General features: G+C 61.3%; 25 protein-coding genes, 4 tRNA genes and 1 pseudogene. 22 read left to right on the top strand and 8 right to left on the bottom strand.

Annotated features, from left to right (window positions below; all coding sequences use genetic code 11):
- On the top strand, positions 1–756 hold a 756-nt coding region (locus EIH26_RS08420), incomplete at its 5' end, for a hypothetical protein (RefSeq protein ID WP_164471044.1).
- Positions 740–913, top strand: a complete 174-nt coding sequence (locus EIH26_RS08320; protein ID WP_164471043.1) for a hypothetical protein — start codon at positions 740–742, stop codon at positions 911–913. The genes EIH26_RS08420 and EIH26_RS08320, both read left to right, overlap by 17 nt.
- A 525-nt stretch (positions 914–1,438) precedes the next feature.
- Here EIH26_RS08320 and EIH26_RS08415 read toward each other — a convergent pair.
- Positions 1,439–1,612 carry a hypothetical protein gene (locus EIH26_RS08415; protein ID WP_206424710.1) on the bottom strand — a complete coding sequence of 58 codons (174 nt, stop codon included), beginning with the start codon at positions 1,610–1,612 and terminating at the stop codon, positions 1,439–1,441.
- 208 nt (positions 1,613–1,820) lie between these two features.
- On the opposite strand from EIH26_RS08415, the pseudogene EIH26_RS08730 reads away from it, so the two are divergent.
- The 8 genes and pseudogenes from EIH26_RS08730 to EIH26_RS08280 all read left to right on the top strand — a co-directional run.
- Positions 1,821–2,048: pseudogene (locus EIH26_RS08730) on the top strand (transposase); the annotation flags it as partial.
- Between the two features lie 238 nt (positions 2,049–2,286).
- On the top strand, positions 2,287–2,928 hold the full coding sequence (locus tag EIH26_RS08310) for a DDE-type integrase/transposase/recombinase (RefSeq protein ID WP_164471041.1): 642 nt from the start codon (positions 2,287–2,289) through the stop codon (positions 2,926–2,928).
- Entirely contained in the window at positions 2,817–3,185 is a 369-nt protein-coding gene (locus EIH26_RS08725; protein WP_370453772.1) for a polymorphic toxin type 50 domain-containing protein, read from the top strand. Before EIH26_RS08310 ends, EIH26_RS08725 begins: the two co-directional genes overlap by 112 nt.
- 5 nt (positions 3,186–3,190) lie before the next feature.
- Positions 3,191–3,400: a hypothetical protein gene (locus EIH26_RS08300; protein ID WP_124061718.1), complete on the top strand. Its 210-nt coding sequence runs from the start codon at positions 3,191–3,193 to the stop codon at positions 3,398–3,400.
- 412 nt (positions 3,401–3,812) lie between these two features.
- Positions 3,813–4,526, top strand: a complete 714-nt coding sequence (locus tag EIH26_RS08295) for a phage minor capsid protein (RefSeq protein ID WP_124061717.1) — start codon at positions 3,813–3,815, stop codon at positions 4,524–4,526.
- The gene (locus EIH26_RS08290; RefSeq protein ID WP_124061716.1) at positions 4,507–4,686 is read left to right on the top strand and encodes a hypothetical protein; all 180 of its coding nucleotides are present in this window, start codon (positions 4,507–4,509) and stop codon (positions 4,684–4,686) included. Before EIH26_RS08295 ends, EIH26_RS08290 begins: the two co-directional genes overlap by 20 nt.
- On the top strand, positions 4,659–4,760 hold the full coding sequence (locus EIH26_RS08720) for a polymorphic toxin type 50 domain-containing protein (protein ID WP_124061715.1): 102 nt from the start codon (positions 4,659–4,661) through the stop codon (positions 4,758–4,760). Before EIH26_RS08290 ends, EIH26_RS08720 begins: the two co-directional genes overlap by 28 nt.
- Positions 4,757–4,963 (top strand): hypothetical protein, encoded by a 207-nt coding sequence (locus tag EIH26_RS08280; protein ID WP_124061714.1) that lies wholly within the window; start codon positions 4,757–4,759, stop codon positions 4,961–4,963. The genes EIH26_RS08720 and EIH26_RS08280 overlap by 4 nt, the downstream gene beginning before the upstream one ends.
- 469 nt (positions 4,964–5,432) lie before the next feature.
- Here EIH26_RS08280 and EIH26_RS08275 read toward each other — a convergent pair.
- Positions 5,433–5,508, bottom strand: a tRNA-Arg gene (locus tag EIH26_RS08275).
- A 214-nt stretch (positions 5,509–5,722) separates the two neighbouring features.
- Here EIH26_RS08275 and argS point away from each other — a divergent pair.
- The gene (gene argS, locus EIH26_RS08270; RefSeq protein ID WP_124061713.1) at positions 5,723–7,447 is read left to right on the top strand and encodes an arginine--tRNA ligase; all 1,725 of its coding nucleotides are present in this window, start codon (positions 5,723–5,725) and stop codon (positions 7,445–7,447) included.
- A 102-nt stretch (positions 7,448–7,549) separates the two neighbouring features.
- Here argS and EIH26_RS08265 read toward each other — a convergent pair whose 3' ends face one another.
- On the bottom strand, positions 7,550–9,583 hold the full coding sequence (locus EIH26_RS08265) for a sodium:proton antiporter (protein WP_124061712.1): 2,034 nt from the start codon (positions 9,581–9,583) through the stop codon (positions 7,550–7,552).
- Between the two features lie 45 nt (positions 9,584–9,628).
- On the bottom strand, positions 9,629–10,825 hold the full coding sequence (locus EIH26_RS08260; protein ID WP_124061711.1) for an NYN domain-containing protein: 1,197 nt from the start codon (positions 10,823–10,825) through the stop codon (positions 9,629–9,631).
- Positions 10,826–11,027: 202 nt separating this feature from the next.
- Here EIH26_RS08260 and EIH26_RS08255 point away from each other — a divergent pair.
- Both EIH26_RS08255 and EIH26_RS08250 read left to right on the top strand, forming a co-directional pair.
- A tRNA-His gene (locus EIH26_RS08255) sits at positions 11,028–11,104 on the top strand.
- An 86-nt stretch (positions 11,105–11,190) separates the two neighbouring features.
- Positions 11,191–11,266: transfer RNA gene (locus EIH26_RS08250), tRNA-Lys, on the top strand.
- Between the two features lie 122 nt (positions 11,267–11,388).
- On the opposite strand, the gene EIH26_RS08245 is transcribed toward EIH26_RS08250, so the two are convergent.
- A complete protein-coding gene (locus EIH26_RS08245; RefSeq protein WP_124061710.1) occupies positions 11,389–11,670 on the bottom strand; it encodes a YegP family protein in 282 nt (93 codons plus the stop codon).
- Between the two features lie 87 nt (positions 11,671–11,757).
- Between EIH26_RS08245 and EIH26_RS08240 the strand changes: the two genes are divergently transcribed.
- Together EIH26_RS08240 and EIH26_RS08235 are read left to right on the top strand one after the other, a co-directional pair.
- A complete protein-coding gene (locus EIH26_RS08240) occupies positions 11,758–12,435 on the top strand; it encodes a cell wall-binding repeat-containing protein (protein ID WP_124061709.1) in 678 nt (225 codons plus the stop codon).
- Positions 12,374–12,832: a cell wall-binding repeat-containing protein gene (locus EIH26_RS08235; RefSeq protein WP_241152834.1), complete on the top strand. Its 459-nt coding sequence runs from the start codon at positions 12,374–12,376 to the stop codon at positions 12,830–12,832. The genes EIH26_RS08240 and EIH26_RS08235 overlap by 62 nt, the downstream gene beginning before the upstream one ends.
- A gap of 136 nt (positions 12,833–12,968) precedes the next feature.
- Here the strand turns inward: EIH26_RS08235 and EIH26_RS08230 are convergent, their stop codons facing one another.
- On the bottom strand, positions 12,969–13,784 hold the full coding sequence (locus tag EIH26_RS08230) for a metallophosphoesterase (RefSeq protein ID WP_124061707.1): 816 nt from the start codon (positions 13,782–13,784) through the stop codon (positions 12,969–12,971).
- 527 nt (positions 13,785–14,311) lie between these two features.
- Positions 14,312–15,565 (bottom strand): serine/threonine transporter SstT, encoded by a 1,254-nt coding sequence (gene sstT / locus EIH26_RS08225; protein ID WP_124061706.1) that lies wholly within the window; start codon positions 15,563–15,565, stop codon positions 14,312–14,314.
- A 206-nt stretch (positions 15,566–15,771) separates the two neighbouring features.
- On the opposite strand from sstT, the gene EIH26_RS08220 reads away from it, so the two are divergent.
- Positions 15,772–15,855 (top strand) — tRNA-Leu (locus EIH26_RS08220).
- 124 nt (positions 15,856–15,979) lie between these two features.
- Here the strand turns inward: EIH26_RS08220 and EIH26_RS08215 are convergent.
- The gene (locus EIH26_RS08215; protein WP_124061705.1) at positions 15,980–16,339 is read right to left on the bottom strand and encodes a hypothetical protein; all 360 of its coding nucleotides are present in this window, start codon (positions 16,337–16,339) and stop codon (positions 15,980–15,982) included.
- A 266-nt stretch (positions 16,340–16,605) separates the two neighbouring features.
- Between EIH26_RS08215 and tig the strand changes: the two genes are divergently transcribed.
- From tig to EIH26_RS08185, 6 genes are all read left to right on the top strand, one after another.
- A complete protein-coding gene (tig, locus tag EIH26_RS08210; protein ID WP_124061704.1) occupies positions 16,606–18,000 on the top strand; it encodes a trigger factor in 1,395 nt (464 codons plus the stop codon).
- A gap of 176 nt (positions 18,001–18,176) precedes the next feature.
- The gene (locus EIH26_RS08205; protein ID WP_124061703.1) at positions 18,177–18,791 is read left to right on the top strand and encodes an ATP-dependent Clp protease proteolytic subunit; all 615 of its coding nucleotides are present in this window, start codon (positions 18,177–18,179) and stop codon (positions 18,789–18,791) included.
- 120 nt (positions 18,792–18,911) lie between these two features.
- Positions 18,912–20,192: an ATP-dependent Clp protease ATP-binding subunit ClpX gene (clpX, locus tag EIH26_RS08200; protein WP_370453771.1), complete on the top strand. Its 1,281-nt coding sequence runs from the start codon at positions 18,912–18,914 to the stop codon at positions 20,190–20,192.
- 103 nt (positions 20,193–20,295) lie between these two features.
- A complete protein-coding gene (locus EIH26_RS08195) occupies positions 20,296–22,980 on the top strand; it encodes a valine--tRNA ligase (protein ID WP_124061701.1) in 2,685 nt (894 codons plus the stop codon).
- 65 nt (positions 22,981–23,045) lie between these two features.
- On the top strand, positions 23,046–23,408 hold the full coding sequence (locus tag EIH26_RS08190; protein WP_124061700.1) for an arsenate reductase family protein: 363 nt from the start codon (positions 23,046–23,048) through the stop codon (positions 23,406–23,408).
- Positions 23,409–23,544: 136 nt separating this feature from the next.
- Positions 23,545–24,039: a zinc ribbon domain-containing protein gene (locus EIH26_RS08185; RefSeq protein WP_124061699.1), complete on the top strand. Its 495-nt coding sequence runs from the start codon at positions 23,545–23,547 to the stop codon at positions 24,037–24,039.
- The last annotated feature ends 137 nt before the right edge of the window (positions 24,040–24,176 follow it).

The raw sequence follows: 24,176 nt of genomic DNA, 5'->3' as shown, positions 1-24,176 counted from the left end.
TCGGACTCCCACACCGAGAACGTGCGCATACGCGCGAAGCAGGCGCAGCTGAGGGCTCTCGTGCGCGAGAACGGCGACCTGGTGAAGCGCGAGCGGCACAGGGAGCGTGTTTACTCGAAGGCCAGGGTCGCGGAGCGCCAGGCCGCCATGAGGCGATACGTGCGGGAGGCGAACGCGAGGAGCGCGACCGGCGAGGCGGTCCTCACAAGGCGCTACGACCGGGAATGGGTCGGCGGAGAGAAGCGCGCGAAGCTGCTGTCCGCGACGATAGACGAAAAGACTCCATGCCTACGCAGAATGCGCGACAACGCCATCGTCGCGACCAGATTCGAGCCGTTCGACGCGTCTGCCATAGGCTCCGGATGGCAATTCGACTGGAAGCGCCAATCGCGTCCGAGCGGGAAGGTGCTCATGTTGAAATCGGAAGACTCCCATGACGTTCAGGGGCTTCTTGCAATGACGGACGCCCCGGAGGACTATGCCGTTGTCGTCGACCTTGTGGAGTCCGCGAGCAGGAACAGGCCGAAGGTCGGCAGGGCCTACAACGGGGTCGGCGCACATTTGTTCGCAGAAGCCGTGAAGGAGAGCTACGAGAGAGGGTATAATGGATTCGTGTACTTCGATGCGAAAACCGGCCTGATTGGACACTACGAACGGGCTCTGGGAGCAGCGAGAATCCCGGGAACGAATCGGATGTTCATAGACGAAAAGGGGGCTGCTGTTCTTTATGAGCGGTACTATGGAAACGAGCGATGAGATCACCGATTTCGAATCTATAGGCACGTTCACGCTTGGCCCAGACGACGAGAGAATCGATGTCGACGTCGGCGCTCTGCGCAGATACTGCGCAGAGAAAGGCGTGAGCATGGGAAATCTGCCAGAAGAAGAAGTAATGATGTTCGTCAGGAAGTAAGGCGAATCGGAAAACCGTTTCATAAGCCCCTCTACGGAGGGGCTTTTCCATGCCCGGAAACCCCCGAACCGCCGAGAGGCGACACGCGTCGCATCATGGAATAGGCGGCAGCGGCCGACAGCTGCGACTGGATGGCGGAGTGAGCCGCCGAACAAACACCAGAGAAAGGCGATGCATGGAACGGCAGACGACAGACCGGGCGCGGGCTTTTCCGCAGTTTAGTCCTACCCTTTCCTGCCTGGGCTAGACCCTAGTTTTGAAGCGGCTGAAAATATATGTGCGCATCGCAAGAAAAAAGTTCCCCGCGCTGGAAAGGCGGCACGAGACCTACTTCCAAATGCGAATGCGGTCAAGCTGAATCTGGCGAAGGATAGCGTGGGTTTCAGGGGGCTCTCCCTTTACGCTCCTACTAAGGTTGCGTATACAGTTGGGTAGTCAGGCAACGGGGCTGCTTTGACACGAACGCGAGGGTCGTGATGTCTCGAGCGGGGCCGTGATGTTACGGTGCGTGGTTGTCGGACTCGGCTATGGCGTCAACCGATCCGATTCGACCACCTCGAAGTCATCGGTCCAGTACCCGTAATCCGTCTCGTCGTCTTTGTCGTAGATCCGGTAGAAGCCGTCCTTCAGCACGGCGTCGTAGATCTCGCCATTTTGCAGGTAGACCTTGTAGTAATCTCCTACGTAGCGAACCTTCATGGCTAGCTCACCCATTTCTTGTAGTTTAACTCGCGGATGCCGACGTCGTCGTTCCCGGCCCAATGGAACTCCGCCTTCCTGATTCTACCATCGACGGGGTCGAACGCCCACGCCTCGCCCGAGGCATGGAATGAATCTGCCCCAGATTGGTTGACACTTGTAATTCCGCTTTCCGATAAGATTTCGGAAAGGGAGAAAGGTGGAGATCATGGCCGGTGCGCCAAGGTGCGCGCCGGAGTTCAAGCAGCGGGCCGTAGAGCTGCACAGAAAGTCCGGCGCCGCCTATGCGGAGGTGGCGCGCGGGCTGGGCGTCGACCCCGGCTCGCTTTCCAGCCGGGTGAAGCGGGCGGACCGGAGGGCGGAGGGCGATCCCAAGTCGCAGAACCCGTTCCGGGTGGCAGAGGGCCCGCGCAAGCTGAGAAGGGAGAGCGAGCGGCTGAAGCGCGAGAACGAGGTTATTTTGAAAGCCGGCGCCCTCTTCGCGGGCAAGGCTCTGCGAAGAGGGCCAAGTTCGAGTCCGTCGCGGTGTTCGGCTGCCGGTGCCCGGTGTCTGAGCTGTGCTCGGCCCCGAGCGTCACCGGGCGGGGATGCTGCGCGCGCCGCAAGCCGGCCGCCTCCGAGCGTGCGCTTCGCGACGCGGGGCTCGCGGCGGCGGGCGCGTATCCAGAAAGCGCGTGGCCAGGATAATGCGGGAGAACGGCCGGCGCGGCGTGACAAGGCGCTGCGCGAGGGATCCCGAGAGGGAGGAGCGCGCCTCCAAGAGAGAGTCGGCCCCCGACCCGGTGAAGCGCGATTTCAGCGCCGACGGCCCGAACAAGGCGCGGTTCGCCGACATCGCGTACGTCAGGACCCATCGGGGCTGGCTGTGCCCGGCGGTGGCGATGGGCGCGCGGTCGCGCAGGGTCGCGGGCCGGCCCATGGCCCCCGGGATGACCGCGGAGCCGGCCGGCGACGCGCTCGAGACGGCGATGGCGCGCAGGGGTCCGGAGGGGGGCCGCCCGCATCGCTCGGACCGCGGGAGCCGGTGCGTGTCGCCGCTCATCGGCAAGACCGTGGAGGAGGGCGGAGTCGCGCCGTCCATGGGGCCGGTCTCGGGCCCGCGGGACAACGCCGTCACGGAGTCGCTGACGGGGGTCGTCAAGGCGGAATGCGCGCACGCGCGCGCCTTCTCCGGCAGAGAGGAGGCGGCGCTCGAGACATCCGAGTGCATAGAGCGCTTCTGCAACAGGATCGGGATTCGCTCGGCGCCGGGCTGGCTCGGCCCCGAGGGGTTCGAGAAAAAGCAGAGGGAAGAGAGCCGCTCGAAGGCGGCTTAGCGCCCGTCAACGAAATCGGGGCAGATTCGCCGAGCTACCTGACGATAAGCGCCGAGGAGACCGACGAGCTCGTTAGGAAGCATTCCGGAACGGGAGAACCTGCGCTCGATGGGAATGGGTTGTGGAACGGAAGGGAGAAATGCACTTTATCAGGTAGAATAGGGGTAGTCGTTACAAAAGGCGGTAAACACATGCCGACAAACGGCTTTACGATTCATTATTCTAAGAAGGGCGCTCATATCGTGTCGAGGAGGTAAAACTGATGATAACGATAGACGAAGCGTTCGAGTGCGAAGGCAATGACGTCGTTGTTACGACTCTCAAAGGCAACGTTTTCGAAGGGCGCCTAGTCGAGGTCATATTCGACACGGACCCAGACGAATACGAGGAAGAGTGCCTGTCTTTGCGGGTCTACGGCGGATACGTCGAGCTTTATCTGAGCGAAGTCGACAGTATCCGGAAGTCAGAATAGGTAACCGCAGACGATAAGCGACCAAGCCCCTCTCCGGAGGGGTTTTTTCATGCCCGGAAACCCCCGAACCGCCGAGAGGCGACACGCGTCGCATCATTGGGACATGACGCCGCGCGCCGCGTGAAAGGCGCATCAGACAGGCGAAGAGAGCCGCGCAAGCAAACATGCGACAAAAGGCGCGATGATGCGGGATCTGAGGGTTTTCCAATCGCTCAGGGAGCCGGTGGCCGATGTTGTCCGCCCTGGGAACGAGGCGGAGAAACGGCCCAGAATAAGAAAGCCGCGATCGATGGTTCCGGCCGCGCCGTCTCTATCGCCGATGGATCCGAGGCGGCCGTATTCAAACGCGATCCGGCTTCAAACGGACGGGTTTTTCGGTCCGATCGCTTTCTGCATTCGGTTCCCCTGATAGATGGGGCCGAGCCTCTTCGAGGCCCGCCTCGCGGGCGACCGCAAAGGCCCCGGAGGCTGCGGCTGCCGCCATGCCGTGGAGATGCGCGCGGACGGCTTCGGGCCTGCGCCTACGGCGCCCGACGAGCAGGTGGGGCGGGAGCGCCGCGCAACGCAGGAGCAGGGGCGCCTCGAGCGCGACATGCGCAAGCTCAGGCGGGCCAAGCAGGTTCTCGAGGAGTGCGGATCGGACTCCCACACCGAGAACGTGCGCATACGCGCGAAGCAGGCGCAGCTGAGGGCTCTCGTGCGCGAGAACGGCGACCTGGTGAAGCGCGAGCGGCACAGGGAGCGTGTTTACTCGAAGGCCAGGGCCGGAAACCTCACGCCGTACGAGGTTCGTCGCGTCGGCGAGGAGACGGCCAGGACGGCCGCAAAGGCCGAGGCCATCAGAGCTTCGTTTATCTATGCCGGCGGGAGACAGTACCACGTGAAGAAGCATCTCATCGAAAGGATGGAAGAGCGCGGTATCAAACGTGACGATATAGTCGATGCGATAGAGAACCCCGTCGTCGTTCGCGATCGAAAAATTGACCCGGAAGGAAGGGCGAGCGTTCAGCGCGTGGGGAAAGAGGCTACCGTGGTCGTGAACCCAGACTCGAACGCGGTGGTATCATGCTGGAAAACGGGAAAGAAGGCGCTTAGGAGGGCTATGAATGAGCGAAACGGCGATTAGGCTGCTGGGCGAGCTTGGTTTCGGCCCCGACGTGTCCTCTCTGAGCGACGAGGAGGCCGAGCGCCTCGAGACGCTTCTCGGTGACAAGCTGACGCAGGCGGCGTACGACGACGATCGCGAACTCGAAGCCGTATGCGACGAGATAATGGACCTCATGTAGCGACTTCCCGAACATCAATCATTCACTACTCGAAAAAGGGAACCCATATAGTGCCGAGGGGGGTTGAGAAATGATCACTTACGAGGAAGCTGCCGCGTATGAGGGGAAGGAAGTCGTCGTGTCGATGTCTGACGGCGAGAAGTTCGACGGTCACCTGACGGAGGTCGTTTTCGACATCGACCCAGACGAGTTCGAGGAGGAATGCCTCCTGCTGCACAGGCCCGGGTACTACATAGAGCTGCCGCTATCAGAGATTGCAACCATATCCGTTCAATAGAGCATGCGATAGAACGCAACGCGAGCCCCTCTCCGGAGGGGCTTTTCCGTAGTTTAGTCCTACCCTTTCCTGCCCGAGCTAGACCCTCGTTTTGAAGCGGCTGAAAATATATGTGCGCATCGCAAGAAAAAAGTTCGTCGTGCTGGAAAGGCGGCACGAGACCTACTTCCAAATGCGAATGCGGTCAAGCTGAATCTGGCGAAGGATAGCGTGGGTTTCAGGGGGTTCTCCCTTTACGCTCCTACTAAGGTTACGTATACAGTTGGGTAGTCAAGCAACGGGGCTGCTTTGACACGAACACGAGGGTCGTGATGTCTCGGCTTCCTATGTTGGCGGATGGCTTAAGAAGCCATAAAGGTAGTAAAAACCCGTAAAACTTATGGGAACCAATACCCCCTTATACCCCGAAAGCAGGTTTTCGCCCCGAAATCAAAGCAGGCCGGATTTCCCATCCGACCTGCTGAAATACTGGCGCGCCCAGCAGGAATCGAACCTGCAACCGACGGATTAGAAGTCCGTTGCTCTATCCGTTGAGCCATGGGCGCCTGTTGTCGCGCGAAAGCGCTTCCACATGATAGCGTAAAAACGCCGCGGCGTGCGCATGTGTGGTGAATTCCGCGCGCGATCTGCTTGAAAGCACGCAATCGTCGCTATAATGAACCATTCGCGAACAGCAGGGCGCATCGATTGCCGCAGTCTGGTCGCTTGGGCGGGGCTTATTCGGCTCCATTAGAAAAATCCCGATAGGAGAAGCTTGCAATGACCATTCGCGAACAACTTGAAGAGCTTATCGGAGGCGCGTTGGCTTCAGCCGTCGAGGACGGTTCGCTGGCGCTCGAAGAGATTCCCGCTGCGGCGCTTGAGCGACCCCGCGACGAATCCAACGGCGACTGGGCGTCTACGGTCGCGCTGCGATGCTCCAAGCTCGCGAAAAGGTCTCCCCGCGACATCGCCCAGATCATCGTTGATCACATTCCCGAAAACACGCTGGTTAAATCGGTCGAGATCGCCGGTCCCGGCTTCATCAACGTGCGCCTGTCCGACGCAGTTCTGCAAACCGTCGTCGCCTCGGTGCGCAGTCAGCGCTTCGGGTACGGTCGCGGGTCGCACCCCGAGGCCGGTCGCGTGAATCTCGAGTACGTTTCGGCCAACCCCACCGGTCCGCTTCATGTGGGCCACGGCCGTTGGGCTGTGCTCGGCGATTCCATCGCGCGCGTCATGAGGCATGCGGGATACGATGTGTACGAGGAGTTCTACATCAACGACCAGGGCGTTCAGATGAACGTGTTTGGCAATTCCGTGTCGGTGCGCTATATGCAGCTGCTCGGCCATGACGTCGAGCTGCCCGAACAGTCCTATGGCGGCGCCTACGTCACCGATATCGCCCAAAGCATCCTCGATGCCGACGGGAACAAGTGGGAAAGCGCTTCGGAAGAGGAGCGCATGCTGGCATTCCGCGAGATCGCCTATAAGCAGATGGTGGACCTGAACCGCGAGACGCTGTCGAATTTCGGCACGACGTTCGACTGCTGGTTCAGCGAGCGCTCGCTCTATGTTGCCGACGAGTCCGGCAAAAGCTCCATCGACAAGGCCCTTGAAGCTATGGATGCCAAGGGGTTCGTCTACAAGAGCGACGGGGCGGTGTGGTTCAGGTCCAGCGCCTTCGGCGACGAGAAGGATCGCGTTCTCATCAAGGAAAACGGCGAGTACACGTACTTCATGAGCGATATGGCCTACCACCACAACAAATTGGGTCGCGGCTTCGATCATCTTATCGACCTGTGGGGTGCCGATCATCATGGTTACATCAAGCGTTGCGAGGCGATGCTGGCGGCTTGGGGACACCCCGGTGCTCTCGAAGTCCTTCTGGGCCAGCTGGTGAATCTGTTCCGCAACGGCGAGTCGGTGCGTATGTCGAAGCGTACCGGAGAGATGATCACGTTCTCCGAGCTCATCGATGAAGTGGGAACGGATGCTGCGCGCTATACCATGCTGTCGCGCTCCAGCGACCAGCCCATCGACTTCGACATCGAGGTGGTGAAGAAGCAGGACTCGTCGAATCCGGTGTACTACGTGCAGTACGCCCATGCGCGTATCTGCTCGGTGCTGCGCAAAGCCGCTTCCTCAGACGATGTTGCCGCGCTCGAGGCGGGAACGCTTGCGCTTGACGAGCTTGCCGAGAAGGTTGTGGGTCCCAATGTCGATCTGAGCGTTCTCACGCACGAGTCCGAGTTGGCGCTCATGCGCAGGATGGACGATTTCCCCGAGCTCATCGATCTGGCTGCCCGCGATCGTGCTCCGTTCCGTCTGACCCATTATGCGCAGGATCTGGCCAGCCTGTTCCATCAGTTCTATACGAACTGCCATATTATCGGGGAAGACCAGCGCGTCATGAGGGCCCGCCTCGCGCTTTCCGATGCTGCGCGCACGGTGCTGGCGTTGACGTTTAGCCTCATGGGCGTAAGCGCTCCCGAAAAGATGTAGCGGTTTGCGTCGGTCGCGAGGTTATGCTCGGCTTGCTTTCGCGATCGACGTGGCGCGCCCACAGCACGGGCAAGGGAAGGCCCCTCGATCGAGGAGCCTTCCTTACACCTGGTTGTCCAAATCGATCTGCATCAGCATGACGTTCTGTCTCATGCCGCGCGCCTCGCTGCGCGACAGCCTGCCCTCTTCATAGGCCGACTGTATCTGTTCGAGTTCGATGATGAGACCGGTTCTTACCACCTCTTCAACCGAGCTTTCCCGGTTCGCGATCGCCGTTATGGAGGGGGAGGACGGCGACAAAGACGCCAGGGCCATCTGGTATTCGATGATGAGCCTGCTGTACGCTTCGGTGGGGGTGCCGTCCTTGGCCATCTCGGCTTGCATGCGCTGTATGGCGTGTTTGACGGCGCGCGCTTGGATATCACGCATGATCTGGGCCGAGTCGGTCTTCTCTGTTCGGGGGAGACGCCGGCTGGCCTTGTGCCAATAGGTCCTCGATGCCAGGAGGAATCGGCCCGCCCGCGATCTGAACCGGGTGAGGCGGCCGTTCGAGCGCTCTATCGCTGCCTCCAGATGCTCCAGGCGGCTTGCGAATCGGTACCCTTCAATAAGGGGGATTTCTCCGCGCTCGATCAGGTTCCAAACGTGTTCCTGCTCCCATGCGAGCGCCTGGATGCGCAGCTCGGTATCGGAGGCGGCCTCGATGTCTCCCGACTCTAGGACGCGGGCGATGCGGTCGTTGTAGCGCCTGATCACTTCCGAGGTCGCGCGACGGTTCGATGCGGTTTGGCGCGCCGAGAGCTCTTCGATGACCGCGCGCATGATGTCGGCTTTCTTTTCAGCCTTCTCTCGCTTGGTGTCCAGGTGCTCCGACTCCTTCTTTCGGGGTGCGAGAAGCGGTACGAGGAACGTGGCAAGCACGAGGGATAGCAGGATAACGCCCGATGCGATGAAGATTAGCAGGTCACGATTGGGGAAGCGCACAACGACGTCGTTGGCGACCATGGTGGTAGGGATGGTGAACATGATGGCCAGCGTGATGGTTCCCTTTGCCCCGGCCAGCGTAGTGAGCGCCGCGCCGCGCAGTCGTTGGGGGAAGGGGCGCTTCGTCTCGCTTCTCCTATCGGCGATGCGTTCGGCGGCCAGCGACCATAAAAGGCGCGCTCCGTGCATGATGAGGGTGACCAGCACCACGTATCCCAGAAGTTCGACATTGGCCAAGGGCAGCATGAACCCGCCGAAAAACGCGTTGGGGATCTGAGTGCCCAGCAAAACGAATACGATGCCGTTCAGGGTGAAGGTGAGCACCTTCCAGACGCTGGCCGACACGATGTTCATGTGCGCGATGGAAGGTCCGAGGTTGCGCCGCGCGAACGACATGGTTACGCCGCAGGCGACCACTGCGATAACGGCGCTCACGCCGACCTTTTCTCCGATAAGAAAGGCGATGAACGGGGTGAAGATCTGATACAGCACGTGGAAGGTGGTGTTTTCAAGCCCCAGGTCGCGTACCTTGGCGGTGATGAGGTTGACGACGATGCCGATGCCGATGCCCAAAGCGAGTCCCCCGAAGAACTCTACCAGGAAGTCGGCCACTGCTTGCGAGGCCTCAAACGACCCTCCGACCGCCACGGCGATGGCGAACTGGAACGCAACGATGCCCGACGCGTCGTTGAGGAGCGATTCTCCCTGCAAGACAGCTTGCTGACGTTCGGGAATATCGGCCTCGTCGCTGAGAGCCGCCACGGCCACCGCGTCGGTCGGTCCCAGGGCCGCTCCCAGGGCGAGGGCGGCGAACAGGCCGACGGAAGGGATCAGCGCGTGTACGGAAAACCCAATGGCCAAGGCGATGACCAGCACGAGTCCGATCGCGTAGGCCAGCGTGGCCGACCTGTTCTTCCACAGCTGGGCCTTGTCGGCCTCGCGGGCTTCGTTGAACAGTAGCGGGGCGATGAACAGAACCAGAAAGATCTCGGGTTCCAGCTCGATCGAAACGTGCCCTTGCGCGGCGGTCGCCACGAGCGCCCCCATGCCGATCTGGACGAGGGGGGACGAGACCTTGGGAAGGATCTGCTCTACGATGGCGGAAACCAGCACTGCCGCTAAAAGAACCAGAGCGAGTGTGAGTGTTTCCATGGGCGAGGGTCCTTTCGGGATGTCGTCGATCAGGGCAGTGCCGGGCTATTTTTCAGATGCGAATCTTTCAGCGACAGCGTAGCTCGAACGTTCGCGCCGATCGACGGCGATGCCGTCGAGCTGCGCCAGGAAATCGATGAGCTTAGGGTATCCGAACGCCTTGTGGTCGAATCCTTCGAATTGCGCACGGAGACGCTTCCCGAGCGTGGGCATGGCCACGCCCCGCTCTCCGGCGCGATCGATTTCCGCGGCAATGTAGGACTGGATGGCCTCCATATGGTCGTTCTGGTCGGGGGTCTTGGCGGGAGCCGCCGTCTCGCCTGTTGCCTGGGGTTTTGCTGCGAGCTTGCGCTTGGGCTCCTTGCGCGGGGATTCTTCTTGCTTCGGCTGCTCGACTATCGGCTGGTCTTGCTCCGAAGGTTTGCCCTGGTTCCTGCGGTTCCTGAACGCGCGCCCGGGCGTGGGCTTTTCCGCGTCGGGCGTGGGATTCGCCTTCGGTTCCACCAAGCTGACGATGGCGATGGAACCCTTCGTCTCGATGCTGAGCGAAGAGAAGTCGCTCAGCAGCTTTTTCAGCTGGTTGGTGCCGTAGTTGCGCACGTCGAAGTCGGGGTAGCGCTTGAGCAGGCGGTTTCCGACGTCGCTGAGCGTGGTGGGCTTGTCTTGGGCCAGGTTGTCGTTGATGATCGACGCGACGGTCATCTCGATCTTCGCCCGGGACAGCGTTGGCTCGTCGGCAGAGCGCTCGTCGTTGGCTCCGCGCGCCTTATGAGGGCGTCCCTTGGGTTCCGATCCCTGGATCAGCACCTCGAGGGTGGTGAAGATGTCGCAGGCGGTGCGGAAGGGAAGCGGGGTCTTTTTCTCTCCCATGCCGATTACCGTAAGGCCGCTTTCGCGGATGCGCGCGGCAAGCCTGGTGAAGTCGCTGTCGCTTGACACGAGGCAGAATCCGTCGACCGAGTTTGTGTAGAGGATATCCATGGCGTCGATGATGAGCGCCGAGTCGGTGGAGTTCTTTCCCTGGGTATAGCTGTACTGCTGCATGGGGAGGATGGAGTTTTGCAGCAGCTTGTCCTTCCATTTGGCGTGTTGGGGGTTGGTCCAGTCACCGTAGATGCGCTTGTAGGTGACGATGCCGTACTTGGACAGCTCGTCCAGAACGGCGCTTATGTACTTGTACGAAACGTTGTCGGCGTCGATGAGAAGGGCGAGGCGCTTCTCGGACGATGGTTTGACGTCCATCGGGTCTCCTTATGGTGAAAGTGGCATGATGCCGAGGATGTGCAGACTTGATTATAAATCCCCAGGTGAGTAACTTCACCTCTGTTTGAAACGTCCAGCGTTTCTGCGTTTATCGGATATGGGTGCGAAAAGAGGGAATTAAAAGCCCTCGACCTCTTGATTTTCTGCTGCTATGCCTCTAGTATGTCTCCTTGCGCATTTGGTGGGTGTAGTTCAGTTGGCTAGAACGCCAGATTGTGGCTCTGGAGGTCGTCGGTTCGAGTCCGATCATCCACCCCAGCGCGCTGGAAAAGATCTTGCAATCGCTTCGATGTCTGCTAAACTGTTCCAGCGCTGTTCGAGATGCGCAGCAACATACCTTTCATGGACCGTTAGCTTAGTTGGTAGAGCAGGGGACTCTTAATCCCAAGGTCCGGGGTTCGAGTCCCCGACGGTCCACCATGAAACTCCCAGGCCAGCGCCGAGTCGCTGGTCTTTTCATTTCCCCTTGCGGGATCGGCGCGCGCAGAAAAGGCCGCGCGAGCGGTGCCGGCGCGGCCTTTTCTTCAAGCTGGGTTACCGGGCTATTCGGCGTCGACGATGGACGCCTCGGGGGCGTTTTTCATGACGCTTTCGATGCCGTTCATGCAGCTGGCCTTGGTTTTGTAGCCCTCTCCGATCGCAACGATCTCGCCGTTCGAGGCCTTCAGGCGGAAGCGCAGCTCGCCGGCCTTGTCGGCGTACACCTCGAACTTGGGGTTCTTCTCGGTGGCGAATCCCTCGACCGTCTGGTCCTCGATGCGTCCCGCCTCGGCCGCCTTTCGCGTCGCGGTTGTTTCGAGAAGATATTCAATATTCATTGACATAACTAAATATATTATTGAGAATCGACCACTATATTGAATAAAAGTCAAATGGTGACGAGAAGAGTCATTTGAAAAGGAACCAACCTCATGAAGAAGAGAGCCATGCTGGCGGCGTCCTTGGCGCTTACGTGCGCCCTCGCGCTTCCGGTCGGCGCGGCCTTTGCGGACGAGCCCGCCGCCCCCGCGGTGAAAACCGATGCGTACGGCAATGTGATCACGGGCTCCAAGCCCCAACCGGGTTGGCCGCGCTTGTCAGGCGACATCGCGCTCGATACTATGGCTTCCATTGTGTCGAGCAATGCGGGCTGGTCGGTCGAGGGCGGGACGGTCGTCATCGCCTCGGCCGAGGGCTGGTGGGATGCGCTGTCCGTATCGGCGCTTGCCGGCAGCGAGGGCGCGCCGGTGCTGCTGTCGTACCGCGATTCGGTCCCTCAGCAGACGCGCGACCAGCTTAAGCGCCTGAAGCCGGCCAAGGTCGTGATCGTGGGCGGCGAGGCCGCCGTGTCCGAGAAGACCGCCGCCGAGCTTGCCGCCGTCGCCGGTTCGGATCTCAAGCGCTACGTAGGGGCCGATGCCGCCGGTACGGCCGAGGCCGTGTCCGAGGCCGTCGGCAACAAGTCCGAATACGCGGTGGTTGCCACGGCCGGCACCTTCCACGATGCGCTGTCCGCCGCTCCCTTCGCCTATGCGAAGCATGCCCCCGGTGTTTTTCACCCAGCCCGACGGCAGCCTGTCGAGCACGACCCTTTCCGTCATCGGGAATAGGAAGGTCATCGTGATGGGCGGTACCGCTGCCGTTCCCGCTTCGGTGGAAAAGCAGCTCGAATCCCGCTTGCTCCAGCGCGTGGGCGGCGCCGATGCGGTCGCCACGTCGAAGCTCTTCGCCCAGAAGCGCCTCGACGAGGGCGCTTCCCGCGAGGGTATGGGCGTGGCCACGGCGAACAGCTGGTACGATGCGCTGACGGGCGCGGCTTTGTGCGGAAAGCAGGATTCGGTTCTGCTGCTTGCCACCGACTACGATACGTCCGCCATCACCGAGGTGGCCCGCAAGGGTTGGAACACCCCTTCCTGGAAGCAATGCTCCGGTTGGATCTTCGGAGGCACGGCTGCGCTTTCTGACGAGGCCATGATGTCCATCCCCGCATCGGGGTATATCGACTAGGCGACCTTTCGCAGGCGCCGGGCGCTTCGGCGCTTTGCGCGGGCCTTTCATATGCGCGGTACCAACGAGGCCGCCGGGTTTTCCCGGCGGCCTCGTCCATGTGGCAGCGGGCCGTCCCGCAGGAGGTGCGCGTCTGCTATCGGCAGCCGTCGATCCAGGATCTCTCGATGAAGTCGTATCCGCGCAGGGAAACGCCGCGCTCATCGACGGTTGCGAACCACCCTTGGGCGAACTCCCGACCGTAGCCGTCGTCGTAGGCGATGGCTCCCGTGTTCGCGAACGTGGGACCGTTGCCTATGCGCCTCGTGTCGAGGGGGAAGTGGCTGTGCCCGGTGAACACGTATGCGCCGGGATGGCGATCGAGCACCGCCCTGAGATCCGCGTCGTTTTCGATCGAGCGGCCGCTCCCGTGATGCGCGAGACTTCCCTCGACCGTGTCGAAGAGCGGCTCGTGGTTGAAGACGAGCGACATCGAACCTTCCTCCTCATCGCCCGAAAGCAGTCGGTCGAGCCATTCCAGCTGGCCATCCGATATCCTGCAGCCGTCCCAGCGCTGCGGCTTCTCGTCCCCAGCGAGCAGGATCAGGTGCGCGCAGCCCACGGTGAGGTCCCGATAGGGCGCCTTCGATTCGACGTGCCGCGCGAAACGCGAGAGCGACCAGGCGAAGCGGGGGAGACGGCACTCGTGGTTCCCCAGCGCGAGGACGAGCCGGTCGCGCTGCAGGCCCGCGCGCCGCGCGGCTCGGGCCACCAACCGGTATTCCCAGGGCATTCCGTAGTCGGTGAAGTCGCCGACGATGATCGCGGTCGAATCCGGTTGAAGCTCCAGCGCCTTCGAGATGGCGTTTTCGAGCCTCTTGGCCCGGTAGGGCTTCGCAAGCGAGACGTGGGTGTCGCTCATGATGAGGAATCGGGCGGCGGGGGTGGTGCGGGGCTGATGGTCGCTGTTCATAGGTTCCCGTCTCGATAGCGGTCCGGCCCGCGGCCAGATGCCCAGGCTTTTCGAGCATCATAGGACTGTCGGCTGCGTTGCGCCACCGTCTGCATCGGATCACCCGCTCGGCCCGATCCACCTTCCCGCCGGGCCGTCCCGCTTTCGCCCCATCCGCCCCTCGGTTCGATCCCGGCCGGCTGCGACGGGGGCGCGCTGGAAAAAAGTAGCGCCCTGTCAAGGGAGAACAGGGCGCTCAGCAAGGGGGATCCGGCTCGAAGCGACGGTGAAGGGAAAGGAGAAAGGGAGGGTTCTCGCTTCGGCGAACACGCGGGTATGCGGTTTTCAGCGAAAACGGGCGACGCTCTCGATGGGTTTCGCTCCCATCTTCGAGGGGATGTTCCGAGTTCTTTTCGTCGCCCCGCTTTCGATGGCGCTTACTGTACGGGCCCTGCCTTAAAGGAACCTTAAAGGTGCGAAAAAAATCGCCCGCCACAGGTGACGAGCGATTTTCTCCACAAATATGAAATGGGCGGAAGGAAGGTGGGTTAGTCGATCTCGGCATCCTCCACGTACGCACCCATGGTGAAGGTGCGGCCCTCGCGAGTCCACTCGCGGTACTCGGAGGTTGCGGTGAACAGAACGTCGGACGAGGAGTTCAGGGCGGTCTCGCAGGAGTCCTGGATAACGCCGATGATGAGTCCAATCGCAACGACCTGCATGGCGATGTCGTTGGAGATGCCGAACAGCGAGCAGGCGAGCGGGATCAGCAGGAGCGAGCCGCCGGCCACGCCCGAGGCGCCCGCCGCGCTTACGGCGGACAGGACCGAGAGGATGACGGCCGTGGGGATGTCGATGGCGATGCCCATGGTGTGGGCCGCGCACATGGCCATGACCGAGATGGTGACCGCGGCGCCCGCCATGTTGATGGCGGCTCCCAGCGGGATGGACACAGAGTAGTTGTCCTTTTCCAGGCCGAGGCGGCGGCACAGCTGCATGTTCACGGGGATGTTAGCCGCAGAGGAGCGCGTGAAGAACGCGGTGAGCCCCGAATCCTTCAGGGTGCGCAGCACCAAAGGATATGGGTTCTTGCGGGTGAACACGAACACGATGAGCGGGTTGACCACCAGCGCGATGAAGAACATGCACGACACCAGCAAGACGATGAGCGCGCCGTACTCGGTGAAGATCTCCAGGCCGTTAGTGGAAACGGACGTGTAGACCAGGCCCAGGATGCCGAAGGGGGCAAGCTGGATAACCCAGTACACGATCTTGGCGATGGCATCGGAGATGGAGGCGAACACCGACTTGGTGTTCTCGCTCGCTGCGCGCAAAGCCACGCCCAGGCCGACGGCCCACGCGAGGATGCCGATGTAGTTGGCTTTCATGAGCGCGGTGACGGGGTTCACCGTGATGTTCAGAATCAGCGTGTTCAGAACCTCGCCGATTCCCTCGGGTGAAGACTGCTCGACCGCATCGGCGCTTGCAAGCGTCAGCTCGATGGGGAACGCGAAGGAGGCCAGCACGGCGATGAGGCCGGCGGCGAAGGTGGAGACGATGTACAGAAGAACGATGGTCTTCATGGTTCCGACGCCCTTCGCGTTAGCCAGCGCACTGATGACCAGGAAGAACACCAGAATGGGTGCCACGGACTTCAAGGCGTTGACGAACAGGGAACCCAGAAGGGTCACGATCGAGAGGTCTGCGGGGGCGAAGATGCCCAGCACAGCGCCGATGACGAGGCCGATCAGGATTCTGACGATCAGATCGATCCCGCTCCATTTCTGTAGAAGGCTTTTCATAGGTTTCCTTACCTCGGGGCTTCCAATGAGCGAATCCGCCCATTTTGCTTGACGAATATTAGCGAAAAAACATAGGCGTCGGCGTCGGGTTTTTCATAAACGGCTCGTTTTTTATCGCGTGCGAACCCCACCGCGGGTTCCGTGCGTCTTGTCGTTGGGTTTCTGGTACTATGAGGCGTGCCGCGCAGCCAGGGCTGTGCGCGTTCGCGGGCGTGGCGGAATTGGCAGACGCGCCAGATTTAGGTTCTGGTGTCTTTGACGTGAAGGTTCAAGTCCTTTCGCCCGCACCACAGGATAGACGGGGGCCGTCGTTCAGGCGAAACGACGGCCCCCGTTTTGCCTTCCGCTCCATTGGCGTGTCGGCTTTGCGGCTTTATACCGCTTCGGAAGCGGCAACCTCGCCGCGGCTCTGCGTTAGCGGGCGATGAGGCCCAAAAGGAACCCCACTGCCATGCAGACGGCGGAGAACAGCGCAGTCATGCCGATGAGGCGCGCATCGCGCCGGGCGCGGTCGTACTCGGCCTTTTCGTCGCGCGCTTTTTCAGGGAAGTGCGAGTAACCGGAAGACGAGATGACGACGATGGTCCCATGCCGCGGGTCGTTTTTCACATTCAGCGCCCCGGTTTCGATGAGCTCGGCCTGCAGATCGTTGTCGGGGCGATAGGGAAACGCGCAGCGAAACACCGGATCCGAGTTCGCGGAGCACAGCGATCGCTCGTAGTCGATCAGTCGGTGAAGTTCGCGTTCCTGTGCGAGGTTGAGCTGCAATGACACGGCGGAGCCTTTCGAGTTCGTTTACGCTGCATTTTGTCGTTGATCGAATTATAGGACATGAAAAGCGCCCCGGCGCGCCCTAATTGGCCGTTCTCGATTTTTTCGCGTCCGTACTCTTGGTGAATCGCTTTATCTGCAATCCCGAGTGTGCGATAATCCCCACTCGGTATGTTCGCTGCAATACGCAGCGCGGGGCGCTTGGGCGCACGCTGGTTCGTCTGCAACGGGCGTGCCACGAAGCTTACAGACTAACGGAGGAAACATAAGTGGAAACTTCAGCTGAAGTCCTTAAGGACAACCGCGTCAAGGTGGCCGTCACCGTCGATGAGGCCACGGTGGTCGCTCGTTTCAAGAAGCAGTACAAGCAGGTGGCCGGCCAGTACAATTTCCCTGGTTTCCGTCGCGGTAAAGCTCCGCGCGCCGTTATCGACAACGCGCTTGGCAAAGAGGCCGTTGCAGCTCAGGTTACCGACGACCTGGTGAACGAGACGTGCGGCCGCGCCATGGACGACAACGGCCTGTTCCCGGTTGCCAAACCCGAGTTCGACGCCGAGGTTGCTCTCGCGCAGGACGGCAAGTCCTTCTCGTATGCCTTCGAGGTTGCGGTGAAGCCCTCCTTCGAGCTGAACAGCTATGACGCCCTGTCCTTCGCCATGCCCGCCGAGGGTGCGTCCGACGAGGAAGTCGATGCCGAGGTCGCCGCGCTGCAGGAGCACTATTACGACATCGTCGATGCGCCCGCGAACACCAAGATCAAAGAGGACAACTACGCCGACCTGTCCATCAAGGCCACCGACGATGCAGGCAACGACATCGAGTCCATCTCTTCGGACTCGCGCCAGTACGGCCTTGGATCCGGCCTGTTCCCCAAGTCGTTCGACGACGAGCTGCTGGGTCTGAAGAAGGGCGACTCCAAGCAGTTCTCCATCGACGTCCCCGCCGAACCCACGGTTATGACCGGCTCGCTCATCGGCAAAACCGAGAAGATCGCCTTCGACGTCACCGTGATCGTGGTCAAGAAGAAGAAAGCCGTCGAGATGACCGACGAGTGGATCAAGGAGACGTTCGGACTCGAGGGTGTAGACGATCTGCGCAAGAACATCTCCGAGTCGATTGCGGCTCAGAAGGCCGCCATCCTGCCCCGCCTGAAGGAGAATCGCGCCCTTGCAGCTTTGGCCGAGCGCCTTGAGGGCGATGCGCCCGAGAATATGGTCGAGGCAGCCGAGGCTCAGCTGGTGCAGGACTTCTTCCAGCAGCTGCAGGCTCAGGGCCTTACGTTCGATGCTTACCTCGCTTCCCAGAACCTGACCTCCCAGCAGTTCCGCGACGACCTGAAAAAGCAGGCCGCCGATACGGTCAAGCAGGATCTCGCCCTCGATGCCTGGGCCGTCCGCGCGGGTCTCGAGGTTACCGACGAGGACATCTCCGCCGAGTTCGCCAAATCCGGCGCCGAGGATCCCGCAGCCGTCGAGAAGAGCTGGCGCGAGGCCGGTCAGATCCATATGGTTCGCCAGGGGGTCCTACGTCAGAAGGCGCTTGACAACGCGCTGGAGTCTGCGGTTATCACCGAGGAGGTTGTCGAGGACAAACCCGTCAAGAAAGCCGCCGCTAAGAAGTCTTCCAAGAAGAAGGACGCCGAACCGGCTTCTGATGCCGAATAGCTCTGTTTAGCGATAAAATGAGCGGGCGCATCGCGTGACGGTGCGTCCGCTTTTTTCTATTCCATCGGGTAACGCAGCCGCCTTCGGGCTTGAATCCCCTCGGCGGCAGCATCACGATTGGCCGACAACCTGGTAGCAAGCGGGCGTTTGATCGCCCCGAAGAGAGAAGGACCGTTATGGCACATAATATCAGCGGAGCTCTGATCCCGTACGTCATCGAGCAGTCGCCGCGCGGCGAGCGCAGCTTCGACATCTACTCGCGCCTGCTGAACGACCGCATCATCTTTCTGGGCGAGGCGATTGACGACAACGTTGCCAATTCCGTGGTCGCGCAGCTTCTCCATCTGGAGAGCGCCGATCCCGATAAGGACATCTCGCTCTACATCAACTCGCCCGGAGGATCGGTTACCGCCGGGTTGGCCATCCTCGATACCATGAACTTCATCAAGTGCGACGTGTCCACGATCTGCATGGGCATGGCCGCTTCGATGGGCGCCGTCCTGCTGTCCGCCGGTGCGAAGGGCAAGCGCCTTGTGCTTCCCAACGCCGAGGTCATGATTCACCAGCCTTCGGGCGGGGCCCAGGGTCAGCAGACCGAGATAGCCATCATGGCAGAGCAGATTTTGAAAACCCGCGAACGCCTGAACAAGATCCTTGCGGATAACTGCGACCGTCCTTTCGAGGACGTGCAGCGCGATACCGAGCGCGACAACTGGCTGACTGCCGAAGAGGCCGTGGCGTACGGCATCGTTGATCGCATCACCACCTCGCGATCCGCCGCTGCGAAATAACCGCGCCCTTTCGGGCCGAGACGAGGAACGACCTTGACTGACAAACGAACCGACGAATTCACGAACGAAACCGACATCGCCTGCGCCTTTTGCGGCAAGCGCCCGCACGAGGTCGCAGCGATGATCGCCGGTCCCAACGGGATATACATCTGCGACGAGTGCATTTCGGTGTGCGCCGAGTCCCTTATGCGCGACATGGGGATGAACGTTGCCGGACGCCACCCCCACGCCGGATTCGATCCCGACTTCATACCGCCCGCCGCCGTCGAGGGCGAATCCGCCGAGCCGTCTCCGGCAGACGTTCTGGAGAATCTTCCCACGCCCCGTCAGCTCTACGATCAGCTCTCCGAATACGTTGTGGGGCAGGAGGCCGCCAAGCGCGCTTTGTCGGTTGCCGTGTACAACCACTACAAGCGCGTCAGCTTGGGGGCCGATGCGGTCGAAGGCGACGTCGAGCTGTCGAAAAGCAACATCATGCTGCTTGGTCCCACCGGATCGGGCAAAACGCTGCTCGCCCAAACGCTTGCGCGCAGCCTGCGCGTTCCGTTTGCCATCGCTGACGCCACCACGCTCACCGAGGCGGGATACGTCGGAGAAGATGTCGAGAACATCCTGCTCAAGCTTATTACGGCGGCTGATTTCGATATCCCGCGCGCCGAGATCGGCATCGTCTACATCGACGAGGTCGATAAGGTGGCGCGCAAGGCCGAGAACCTTTCCATCACGCGCGACGTATCGGGCGAAGGCGTTCAGCAGGCGCTTCTCAAGATCGTCGAGGGCACCGAGGCAAGCGTTCCGCCGCAGGGCGGTCGAAAGCATCCCCAGCAGGAGCTCATCCGGATCGATACGACGAACATCCTGTTCATTCTGGGCGGCGCGTTTGTCGGTTTGTCCGACATCGTGGCCGAGCGCATCGGCAAGAGCATGATCGGATTCAATTCCGAGATTCCCGAGTCGGCCAAGAAGTCGGAAGCCGAGCTTCTGCTGAAGGTTCTGCCCGAAGACCTGAACAAGTTCGGCATGATTCCCGAGTTCGTGGGTCGTATCCCCGTCATTACCGCGCTTTCTGCGCTTGATGAGGACGACCTGATCAGGATTTTGTCTGAACCGAAAAACGCGCTGGTCAAGCAGTATCAGCGCATGTTCGAGTTCGAGGATTCCCAGCTCGAGTTCACCGACGGCGCCCTGCGCGCTATCGCCCGCGAGGCGGTCGAGCACGGAACCGGCGCGCGCGGCCTAAGATCCATCTGCGAGCGCGTGCTGCAGGATGTGATGTACGATCTTCCCGAACATGAGGGCGCCTCGCACGTGACGCTGCGCGAAAGCGACATTGCGGGTGAGACGAAGCCTAAGATCGAGGCGGTCGAGAAAGCGGTGGCGGAAGGGTCGCCGCAGGTATAAAAGGTTTTCCATGGGGTATCATGGGAAGCGGGCGCCGAGCTTTTTGCAGCGCCCGCTTCTTTGCATCGATGAAGGAAAAGCGTTCTGAAAAAGGCGGTTCTCAATGACTTCTAACGGAACACAGGATCAGGGCAAGCCGAAAGACGACTTCGCAGCCCGCGAGCGCGTTCGGTTCAACCAGTGGGAGGAAGCCGGGTACTTCTCGCGCAGCGAGGGCCGCGGCGACTACGCACAGCATCCCTTCACCATCACCATCCCCCCGCCCAACATCACGGGCTTCCTCCATATGGGCCACGCGCTGAACGACACCATTCAGGATACCTGCATCCGTCGAGCCCGCATGCAGGGCTACCGCACCCGCTGGGTTCTGGGAACCGACCACGCCGGTATCGCCACCCAAACCAAAGTCGACAAGAAGCTGGCCGAAGAGGGCGTCTCTCGTCTTCAGATCGGACGCGAGGCGTTCATCGACGAATGCTGGAAGTGGCGAGCCCAGTACGGAAGCACCATCGTCAACCAGATCAAGGGCATGGGATGCTCGGTCGATTACGACGACGAGCACTTCACGCTGGATCCCGACTACGTGGATGCGGTGCGCAAACTGTTCGTCGACTGGTACCACGACGGCATCATCTACCGCGGCAAGCGCATCGTGAACTGGTGCCCCCATTGCACCACTGCCATCGCCGACGACGAGGCGGAGTACGTGGACGAGGCGGGTTGCTTGTGGTATCTGCGCTATCCGCTGTCCGAGCCGGTTGACGGCATGGATCATATCGTGGTGGCCACCACGCGTCCCGAAACCATGCTGGGCGACACCGGCGTGGCGGTAAGCCCCTCTGACGAGTCCAAGAAGTCCCTGGTGGGGAAGATGGTGAAGCTCCCGCTGGTCGATCGCGAGATTCCCATCTTCGCCGATTACCACGTGGACGCGTCGTTCGGCACGGGCTTCGTGAAGGTGACGCCGTCGCACGATCCCAACGACTGGGCGATGGGCGAGCGCAACGGGTTGCCGCGCATCAACGTGTTCGACGAGACCGCGCATGTGGTCGAGGGCTACGGCCGTTTCTCGGGAATGAGCCGCGACGAGGCGCGCGAGGCGATCGTCGCCGACTTCGACGCGCTCGGGCTGCTCGAGAAGGTGGAGGATCACCCCCATTCGGTCATGACCTGCTATCGCTGCCACACCAAGCTCGAGCCTTGGGAGTCCGAGCAGTGGTTCGTCGCGGTCGATCGCCTGAAGGAAGAGGCTGCGCGCGTGGTGGAGGACGGCTCGATCCGCTTCCATCCCGCCCGCTGGAAGCGCGTCTACCTCGATTGGCTCGAAAACCTCAAAGACTGGTGCATTTCGCGCCAGTTGTGGTGGGGTCACCGCATCCCGGTGTTCTACTGCGACCAGTGCGGCTGGGAGGATGCGTCGGTTGCCGAGGTCGAGGTGTGCCCGAAGTGCGGAGCGCCCGTCCGTCAGGACGAGGATGTGCTCGATACCTGGTTTTCGTCCCAGCTGTGGCCCTTCGCCACGTTGGGGTGGACAATCGACGGCACGGAGTCCGTCGAGCTGAAAGAGGTGTATCCCACCCAGGTGCTCTCGACGGCGCGCGACATCATGGGTTTGTGGGTGGCCCGCATGGTGATGGCTTCCACGTACTGCACCGGGCAGATTCCCTTCGAGCACGTCATCATCCACCCCACGGTGATGGGGGCCGACGGCAAGCCCATGAGCAAATCGCGCGGCAACGGGGTGGACCCTTTGCGCCTTATGGAAGACTACGGTGCCGATGGCATGCGTTTCGGCTTGCTGATGCAGGTTACGGGCGGGCAAGACCTCCGCTTCAACGAATCGAAGCTGGAGAGTAGCCGCAATTTCGCCAACAAGGTGCGCAATGCCGCCCGCTTCGTCGGAATGCACCTCGACGGATACGTCCCCGGTGATCCCGAGCCCACCACCCCTGCCGACAAGTGGATCTTCAGCCGCCTTGCCAAGCTGGTGGAGCGCCTTGACGGCCTGTTCGGCGAATTCGAATTCGGCGACATCGCGCGCGAGCTGTACGCGTTTTTCTGGAACGAGTATTGCGACTGGTACATTGAATTCTCCAAGAGCCGCCTGGACGAATCGGCCGATCCAGCCGATCGCCTGGCATGTCAGCGCAACCTCATGTTCGTGCTCGACCAGGCAATTCGCCTGCTGCATCCGGTTATGCCCTTCGTGACCGAGGATATCTACCAAGAGCTTCCCTTCGATCGTTCGGAGTCCCCGTACCTGATCGGCGCCGCATGGCCCTCCGCCTCCGCGCTGTCCCGCTTCGTCGATGATGAGGCCGAGCGCGCGATCGATATGGTGTGCGAGGTGGTCACGGGGGTGCGCTCGACGCGCGCCCGCTACGGCATCTCGCCGAAGGAACCTCTGGCGCTTGCCGTGAAGGCGTCCGATACCGACGCTTCGCTGCTTTCCGCGCAGTCCGCCCTCATCTCGGCGATGGCCAACGCCTCCGACCTGGTTATTTCCACCGATGCGCAGAAACCCGCACAGGCGGCGGCCGTTCTGGGCAGCGGTATCGAGGTGTACGTGGCCCTGGCCGGTTTGGTGGACTTCGAGGCAGAGCGCGTCCGTCTTGAAAAAGAGCGCGGCAAGCTGGAGAAGGATGCCGATAAGCTGGGCAAGAAGCTGTCGAACGAGGGTTACCTCGCAAAGGCGGCCGCCGAGATCATCGAGAAGGATCGGGCGAAGCACGCCGATGCGCTCGACCGGATCGCCCGCATCGATGCTCAGCTCGCCGAACTGGCGTAACGGTTGCAATCGGCCCGCTTGCGCGCCGTTTGGCGCTGCGGCGGGCTTAGGAGAGGTGGAGAATCATGGCCGACGTTCTGTTTGTGGAATACCCCAAATGCACGACGTGCAAGAAGGCGAAGAAATGGCTTGACGAACATGGGGTTTCCTATACCGACCGCCATATCGTCGAGGACAACCCGACCGCAGACGAGCTGGCCGCCTGGCACGAACGCAGCGGGCTTGCCGTGCGCCGGTTCTTCAACACCAGCGGCATGCTCTACCGAGAGCGCAACATCAAAGCGGTTCTCGACGCGGGCGTATCCGATCGGGAGGCCTACGAGCTGCTTGCCGAAAACGGCATGCTGGTGAAGCGGCCGATCGTCGTTGGGCCCGATTTCGTGCTCGTGGGCTTCCGCGAGGACGCATGGGCTGACGCGCTTTTATAGCGAGTGGGGAGTGCGACCTGCGCGCACGTGTGCGAGCTGTGTGCTTGCGGTGGGGCGGTAACGTCCTTTTGGTATAATCGTCCCCGCTTGCGCATGCGGGCCGTCTGCACATCGTATGAGAGGAAACGAGAAGCGTATGGGTGATATTCTGGCTCAGCTATGGACGCCTGAGGTTCAGACGGCGTTCACGCTGGCGGTCGTGTTCCTGGTCATCCTGTACGTCCTTTCCATCGTATGGGTCGCACGCGACGCGTACCTGCGCGGAGGGCATTGGTACATCTGGGCCGTCGTCGCCCTCGTTCCCCTGCTAGGCGTTATCGCGTACTGTCTCTTGAGGCCGCCTCTGCTGCTGATCGATCGGGACGAGCAAGAGCTCGAGGTGGCGCTCAAGCAGCGCGAGCTCATGAAGTACGGCGAATGCGCTCATTGCGGGTATCCGGTCGAGGCCGATTACGTTTTGTGCCCCAACTGCCATACCCAGCTGAAGAACCTGTGCCCCACGTGCCATCATGCGCTCGATCCGCGTTGGACGGTGTGCCCGTACTGCGCAACTCCGGTCGTTGCGCGCGCGGGTCAGAACCGAACTACCGCCCCCGCCGGCCGCAAGCCGGCCATGCCGGACGAGGCATAGCGGGCGCACGTACGCTGTCAGCATGAACCGCCTCGTTTCGGGGCGGTTTTGTTGTATATGAAAGACTGCAGGCGCTCTGTACGCGCCCGGCAGGAAGCAGGTGCTCTGTACGCACCCGGCAGAAAGAGAGGATCACC

This window comes from Gordonibacter sp. Marseille-P4307 (assembly GCF_900604965.1).
GTDB lineage: Bacteria > Actinomycetota > Coriobacteriia > Coriobacteriales > Eggerthellaceae > Berryella.
The sequence above is the reverse complement of the archived record's forward strand: the minus strand, read 5'-3'. Positions and strand labels throughout refer to the sequence as shown.